This is a genomic window from Paenibacillus sp. AR247 (assembly GCF_002968895.1).
Taxonomy (GTDB): domain Bacteria; phylum Bacillota; class Bacilli; order Paenibacillales; family Paenibacillaceae; genus Paenibacillus_AQ; species Paenibacillus_AQ favisporus.
Genome location: NZ_PCZT01000018.1, coordinates 122,475 through 127,659, shown reverse-complemented (window position 1 = coordinate 127,659; position 5,185 = coordinate 122,475). Strand labels below are relative to the sequence as shown.

General features: G+C 54.3%; 5 protein-coding genes. 2 read left to right on the top strand and 3 right to left on the bottom strand.

Annotation, left to right across the window (positions count from 1 at the left end):
- On the top strand, positions 1-634 hold a 634-nt coding region (locus CPT76_RS26320), incomplete at its 5' end, for a helix-turn-helix transcriptional regulator (protein WP_105445013.1).
- Positions 635-713: 79 nt separating this feature from the next.
- Here CPT76_RS26320 and gntK read toward each other — a convergent pair.
- The 3 genes from gntK to CPT76_RS26305 all read right to left on the bottom strand — a co-directional run bounded on the left by gntK (position 714) and on the right by CPT76_RS26305 (position 4,451).
- Positions 714-2,252: a gluconokinase gene (gntK, locus tag CPT76_RS26315; RefSeq protein WP_105445012.1), complete on the bottom strand. Its 1,539-nt coding sequence runs from the start codon at positions 2,250-2,252 to the stop codon at positions 714-716.
- A 35-nt stretch (positions 2,253-2,287) separates the two neighbouring features.
- Entirely contained in the window at positions 2,288-3,607 is a 1,320-nt protein-coding gene (locus CPT76_RS26310) for a GntT/GntP/DsdX family permease (RefSeq protein ID WP_105445011.1), read from the bottom strand.
- A 166-nt stretch (positions 3,608-3,773) separates the two neighbouring features.
- Positions 3,774-4,451 carry a GntR family transcriptional regulator gene (locus CPT76_RS26305; protein WP_105445092.1) on the bottom strand — a complete coding sequence of 226 codons (678 nt, stop codon included), beginning with the start codon at positions 4,449-4,451 and terminating at the stop codon, positions 3,774-3,776.
- Between the two features lie 415 nt (positions 4,452-4,866).
- Between CPT76_RS26305 and CPT76_RS37835 the strand changes: the two genes are divergently transcribed.
- A partial coding sequence (locus CPT76_RS37835) for a hypothetical protein (protein ID WP_219845471.1) occupies positions 4,867-5,185 on the top strand: 319 nt, incomplete at its 3' end.

Here is a 5,185-nt window from a genome sequence, read left to right as displayed (position 1 = left end):
CTCCCGCAAGCTGTACGCAAGCCTGCCTGACGATACGAAAAGAAAAATAGACGGCCTGGATTCGGTAATCACCTTCTGGAATCAAAAAAGGACCGTCCCGTCTCCATTTCTAAAGGAAATCATCGAGGCGGCCGCCGCGCACCGGCTGCTTAAAATCGAATATGTGTCGAAGCTGGAAAATACAGTGAGGGAAGTGGCTCCGATCGGTATTTACGCCAGCGAGGGCTTCTGGTACATGCCTGCGTTCGATCAGGCTCATGGCGAAATCCGGCTGTTTCGTACAGACCGGATCGTGTCCATGGAGCAAACGAAGCAAGCGTTTGAGCCACAGATGGAACTTCCGGACTGGCTCAACCGCAGCACGGCACTGACGCCGGAGTCGCCCGTCCGTTTATATGTAGAGCTGACCCGTGAAGGCTTGAGACAGTGCCGCAGCCAGCCATGGCTGGAGCCTTATATCGTGGAGGTTAGCCCGGATGAAGGTTACATCGAGAGTGTCATCGATCAGCGCGAGCTGGAATTCGTGACCGGCTACTTTTTTCAACTGGGTACTGCCGTTAAAGTCATTGAGCCGCGCGAGCTTGTAGACGGGATTCGTGAGCAGGCGCGGGAGATCCTTCGCCAGTATTCATGAGGCATTCTGATGTAAACCATTTTTAACGAAAAAAAAGCCTGCACAGCAGTTTCAAACGCTGTACAGGCATTCTTTTGGATTAGAACAGGCTGCGCTGAAAATCGGCGATCGCCTTATATTCCTCTTCCAGGTTGCGTGAAATTTTAATAAAGATCGGCAGCAGCTGATGGTAAATCTGTGCGTTCTCCTTCACCGGCGTATGCTGATGCGTTGATCCGACCATCCCGGAGACGACGCTCAGCGAATCCGCTTTGCCCATGGCATACAAGCCGAGCACGACGGCGCCCAGGCAGGAGCTTTCGAAGCTCTCCGGCACGACAACTTCCTGATCGAAGATGTCGGCCATCATTTGGCGCCACAGCGGGGAACGGGAAAATCCGCCGGTCGCGTGGATTTTGGCCGGACGCCCGATGCGTTCCTCCATCGCCAGCAGTACAGTATATAAGTTGAAAATGACGCCTTCAAGGACGGCGCGGATCATATGCTCCTTGCGGTGGTGCATCGTCAGACCGAAGAACGATCCGCGGGCGTCGGGGTTCCAGAGCGGGGCGCGCTCCCCGGTCAAATAAGGGTGGAACAACAGCCCGTCGGATCCCGGATTCACCTGTTCCGCAATCCGTGTCAGCAAGTCGTACGAATCGATACCGAGACGCTTGGCAGTCTCGATCTCGGATGCGGCCAGTTCATCATGTACCCACTGGAACAGCATGCCGCCGTTGTTGACGGGACCGCCGATCACCCACAGCTTCTCCGTCAGGGCGTAGCAGAAAATGCGGCCCTTCGGATCGGTCGCCGGATGATCGACCACGGTGCGGATCGCTCCGCTGGTACCGATGGTGGCGGCAACGACACCAGGTTCGATCGCATTGACGCCCAGATTGGACAGCACGCCGTCGCTCGCGCCTACGATAAACGGCGTGGAAGGATCGAGCCCCATCTCGGCGGCAAACGTCTTATCCAGCCCATCCATGCGGTAAGTAGTCGGAACAAGCTCGGACAGCTGGCTTGGCGTAATGCCGGCAACCTGCAGCGCCTCCTCGTCCCAATCCAGCTTGTTCAGGTTCATAAGGCCCGTGCAGGAGGCTATCGAATGGTCGACGACGTACCGGTTGAACAGCTTGGCGAATACGTACTCCTTGATCGAGATAAACTTGGACGTCTTTTCGAAAATGTCCGGATTGTCATGACGCAGCCACATCAATTTGGTCAGCGGGGACATCGGATGGATCGGCGTGCCTGTGCGCAGATAAATTTCATGTCCGTTCATATCGTTCTTCAATACTTCGGACCATTTCGCGCTGCGGTTATCCGCCCACGTAATGCAGTTCATCAGCGGCTTCCCGTCCTGGCCGACCGGAATGACGCTGTGCATGGCCGAGCTGAACGAGACGAACATCACCTGCTCCGGGCGGATTCCGCTTGTATCCATCACCTGCTTGACCGAATGGATCACGGCCGTAAATATCAGATCCGGATCCTGCTCGGCGATGGACGATGTCGGTGTCAGCAGCGGATAGCCTTCACTTCCCTTGGCCACAACCTTTCCGTTTTCTTCGAACAGAACGGCCTTGGTGCTCGTCGTTCCAATATCGATTCCGATCATCATATTACTGCTCATGTTTCAACCTTCTTTCTTCTTCACTAGACATATCCTTATACTACCAGACTGAGCACCAGGATGATAATCAATGCAACGATCGACAACAGCGTTTCCATGACGGTCCAGGATTTCAGCGTCTGCGGGACGGACATGTTAAAGAATTCCTTGACCATCCAGAAGCCGGCGTCCACGACGAGCTCGACATTGGCTGCCGGGTTCAAGGCAAGCACCGGTGCGACGATCCCCGCAGTCGTGGTCATGGCCACGGTGGCGGAACCGGTTGCAACACGGATGAGTGCGGCCACGAACCATGCAAACAAAATAATGTTGATGTGAGCCGAAGTTGCGATTTGGGCAATGGCGTCACCTACGCCGCTGTTAATGAGCACCTGCTTGAACGCCCCGCCGCCGCCGATGATCAGAATGATCGTGGCTGTCGGCGCCAGACATTCGCTCGTAAACTTGGATATTTGTTCTTTCGTAAATCCTCTGGCGAAGCCAAGGGAGAAGAAAGAAAACACGACCGAAATCAGAAGCGCAATAATTTCGTTACCGATAAATTCGCAGAACAGCGTAAAACCGCTCGAAGCATCCGGGTCAACGATCGAGGCGATCGAACCGATCAGCATCAGGATAACCGGCATCAGAATCGTCAGCAGCGTAATGCCGAAGCCCGGAAGCTTGCGCGTGCTGCTGCTGGAGAACTGCTCCGCCAGCTCAGCAGGCGGCTCGACCTGGATGCGTCTGCCGATCCATTTACCAAAGAGGGGTCCGGCCACGATGGCCGTCGGAATGCCCACAATCAGGGAGTACAAAATCGTTTTCCCCAAATTCGCCTGATAGGCATCAATCGCGATCATCGGTGCCGGGTGAGGCGGCACAAGTCCGTGTACGGTGGACAGACCGGCCAGAATCGGAATACCGATTTGCAGCAGCGACATTTTCGTTTTACGGGCGACGGTAAAAATAATCGGGATCAGCAGAATGACGCCGACCTCAAAAAATACCGGAATCCCTACGATAAAGCCGACGATCATCATCGCCCAGTGAACGCGTTTCTCCCCGAACCGGTTCACGAGGGTTGTGGCGATCTGCTCGGCGCCGCCGGATTCGGCCATCATTTTGCCCAGCATCGTGCCGAGACCGATGACGATCGCAATCGTTCCGAGCGTGCCGCCAAGCCCTTTGGTCACGGAATCGATAATATCCATCGATTTCATGCCGGTCAGGAATCCGAGCAGCAGGGCGGACAACAGCAAGGTCACAAACGGGTTCCACTTGAATTTGGCAATAAACACAATAAGAAATGCAATGGCGATCAGTGTCCACACAATGAGCGTCCAATTATGGCTCATACCGAATATACTGGACATGGGTTGTCCTCCTTTTGTTCGTACATGATGTTTTTCACATATGATACCCATTATTCCAAGCTTTGATTTTAAATACTTGCATACTTGTCGACAACATGAGGCGGAAGCTGCCCGCAGGCAGCCCCTTGTGGTTCATACAACGGAATAAAAGGCCCGACGAAGCGCTTTAAAAATCCGTCAGGCTGCGGTGCAGCGTCTGGCGCGAATCGGCGAAATACTCCTGTACAAGCTTCTGGATTTCGTCCTCGTCGCCGGAGGCCAGACCGTCCATAATTTTCTGATGCTTGCCGATGACGGACCCGAGCTTCGCTTCCCCTTTGGAAAAAATCTCTTCCGTCGTAATCAGCATGACGGTCATCACGATCGGCCGGATGCTGTTCCATAAATGCAAAATGCGCTTATGGTCAGCAGCCGCAATAATCGCCTCGTGAAAGGACAAGTCCTGATACGAAAATTCGACGGCATCCTGATGCTTTACCGCAAGCTCCATCCGGTCAACGATCCGGCGCAGCGTAACCAGCAGCTGATCCCGGTCCATCTTGGCCAGCCGCTGCTGAACGAAGCTCTCGATCAGGAAGCGGACATCGTACAATTCAACAATATCGGTCAGGCTCAGTCCGACGACGACGGCACCCATCCGTTCGAGCCGGATCAGCCCTTCGCTCGAGAGCGATTTCAAGGCTTCTCTGACGGGGGAACGGCTTGTCCCGAAATCGGCGGCCACCCGGTTCTCTGAAATGATTTCACCCGGCTTGATCCGGCCGCTGATAATCTGCAGCCTCAGCTCGGATGCGATCGACTCTCCCAAGGAAATACCCTGCAGCCAGGATGAAGGATAACGCAGCATGAGACAACTCTCCTAAATCAATGTATGTACAATGACGTACGCTACCGATTCTATCATACAACCGACCGCCGCATCCATGGTGAGGGACCTGCTTTCCGGAAGCCTGCCTCAGCCGCAGACCTCAACGCTCAACCGTTTGACCGGCAGCCGTGTGCCGCAATCCGATTTTTTCCTTTTTCAAAAGAACCATGCAACAACGAAGAACCGGAATGCGTCTTTTACCACGAAGACCTGTGGTTCTTCGAAAAAGAAACGCTTCCAGTTTGATTGTGCTTTGCTCTAACCTGCCTCTGCCTCCAAGTATACTTGTATACAACTTGTAATCGTCTTTATTTTAAAACAATCCGTGCGATCTGTAAACCGCGTGGATGAAACATCCAGCACACGAAGCTTTGTAAGGGAGTGATTGGATTTGAAAAAAATCGCCGGCATCCTGCTGCTGTCCATCTGTATCGCCACGGGCTGCGAAAGCCACAAGCCTTCAGCGGATAACACACCACCAGCTGACCGAATGCCTGCCGGAACGGTCAATTCCACGGACGGAATCAACGAAAAACCTCCCGCCACGGCAGCTGATCCCCCTGTTTCCACCCCTGATGCCGGGAGCCCGCAGCCTTCCAGCAGCCACGACGGCGAAGCCGAAACAGAAACTCCAGGGCGGCTGCAGTCTTCCCAGCTGATGTTCGGCTATTTGGACGCCGCCGGCAGCCGGATTCTGCAGCCGACCGGAA

What these genes read in the sequence shown, in the direction of transcription:
- gntK (WP_105445012.1), bottom strand. Translation starts at nt 2,252, where the DNA reads ATGAGCAGTAATATGATGATCGGAATCGATATTGGAACGACGAGCACC.
- CPT76_RS26310 (WP_105445011.1), bottom strand. Translation starts at nt 3,607, where the DNA reads ATGTCCAGTATATTCGGTATGAGCCATAATTGGACGCTCATTGTGTGG.